The sequence below is a fragment of the Polaribacter litoreus genome, from assembly GCF_054584775.1.
In genome coordinates, this window is the sequence record NZ_JBTLRD010000070.1 from 1 (window position 1) to 1,640 (window position 1,640).

Sequence of the window (1,640 nt, forward strand, 5' to 3'; positions counted from 1 at the left end):
AAGTGACTATCATTAATTGCTTAATTTTTAGTCAACCTATTTCAGGAAAGTACACCTGAGCAATAAAACATAACGTTTATGTATAAGGAAAGTTGCGTGTTTGTGTGCGAGGATTTTCCGAAGGAAAATCAGAAGCTAGCAAACGAGCAACTAACTTTGGTTTAGCTAAAACTAGCAATTTTTTTTATACGGTGTTACCACACGTTTTTATTCGATTCCATATTTATTTCAGTTACATTTAGGTCTATTGTAATGGCAGTCAAGTCTATTCCATTTTAAGGTTTTAGCAAAATCAAATTTGCTTTTTAAACCGTTTAAATTGAATGTCGGGTCTATATCATTTGTGTTTACTTTCCTTATTAAAAGATAACTTTCGTTATTTTCAGTTTCAAAATGATTTATTTCGGGGAATAATTTCAAAGTTTCAATTTTACTGATAATGATATCATAGTTTTTAACAATTTCCTCCACAGTATGAAATTCCTTGCCTATAATATTACCCAATTCATTATCTGTGCCTATATCAGCAGTAGAGCCAATTCCGCCATTACAAGAAAATGATATAAAAGAATATCCTCCTATTTCTATTGGTATCCTTTTCGGGTATTTAAAAGAATCTTCACTCAATCCATGGAGTACAATTTCTCCTTTGTTTTTAACTAAAATTTTTGCTGAAATATTTTCTAAAGTCACATCTTCGTTACCCCAAATATTAATTACTTCCACATTTTCTATTTCATTTAGATTATCCTTAATTTCATTCATTTCTTGGTCATAGAAGATTTTAAAATATACAAAACCAGTAAGAATTAAACATATAACAATTCCAAGCAACGCTATAAATGTCCTTTTTATGATTTTTAGCAATATTTTCATTTTTAATGTGTGGTAACGTGTTTGTACAAGGTTAGTTGCGTGGTTTAGCTATAAAGTTAGTAAATAATTACTGACAAAGAAAATCCGCGAGGATTTTCGTAAGTAGGCTAAGAGCAAGCAATTAATTTTGTACGTTGTTGTGCAACGTATTTATATTTTCTTAATAATCCAATTCGATATTTTTTCAATTCGGAATATTATAATTAGTGTTAAAATCGTTTTTAGTATATAATTCGCAACTGCAAAATCAGGTAATTCAATTTCTTCATTTCCATTCAGGCTCGAAATGAATTTTGAGCAGTAATCAATCAAGTCAGGAATTAGATAAATTAATTTCGCCAACCAAATAACTCCAACTGTCAATAAAATCACTTTTGTCAGAGATTTAGCGTTCAGTTCCGTTTTTATTTCATTATCCGTTTTTATTAGTTTTTTAGCAATCCATTCCGCTTTCACGAATAGAAATATAGAAACTACAATGTTCGCTATTGTCAGAAATGTTCCAGTAAAATAGAATTTGTTAATCGGTTCAATCAACATTTCGTCAAATCGAGCCATAGTTGCAGATAAATAAATTGACAAAAAATAAGAGCCAAAATGGTCAAAAATTTTCGTCAGTAAAAATATTCCAGCAATTCTAATTATTAGAGCTGTTAAAATTCGGTTTGTCATTAACTTTCGGTTTTGTGTATTATCCTGATATAGGTTGACCTTTTTTTAGGTTTAATTTATACCGTTCAAATTATTTTTTTAGCCGTTTAGAA

The 1,640-nt window shown here is 29.4% G+C and carries 2 protein-coding genes; both read right to left on the reverse strand.

Translation table 11 applies throughout. The annotated features are described in order from the left end of the window. Positions 1–228: 228 nt before the first annotated feature. Positions 229–876 carry a hypothetical protein gene (locus tag ACW9UN_RS17155; protein ID WP_459487594.1) on the reverse strand — a complete coding sequence of 216 codons (648 nt, stop codon included), beginning with the start codon at positions 874–876 and terminating at the stop codon, positions 229–231. Positions 877–1,026: 150 nt separating this feature from the next. Beyond that, positions 1,027–1,548, reverse strand: a complete 522-nt coding sequence (locus ACW9UN_RS17160) for a hypothetical protein (RefSeq protein ID WP_459487595.1) — start codon at positions 1,546–1,548, stop codon at positions 1,027–1,029. Positions 1,549–1,640: the final 92 nt, after the last annotated feature.

Excerpts from the sequence above, each read along its gene's own strand:
- ACW9UN_RS17155 (WP_459487594.1), bottom strand. The coding sequence starts at position 876 with ATGAAAATATTGCTAAAAATCATAAAAAGGACATTTATAGCGTTGCTT.
- ACW9UN_RS17160 (WP_459487595.1), bottom strand. The coding sequence starts at position 1,548 with ATGACAAACCGAATTTTAACAGCTCTAATAATTAGAATTGCTGGAATA.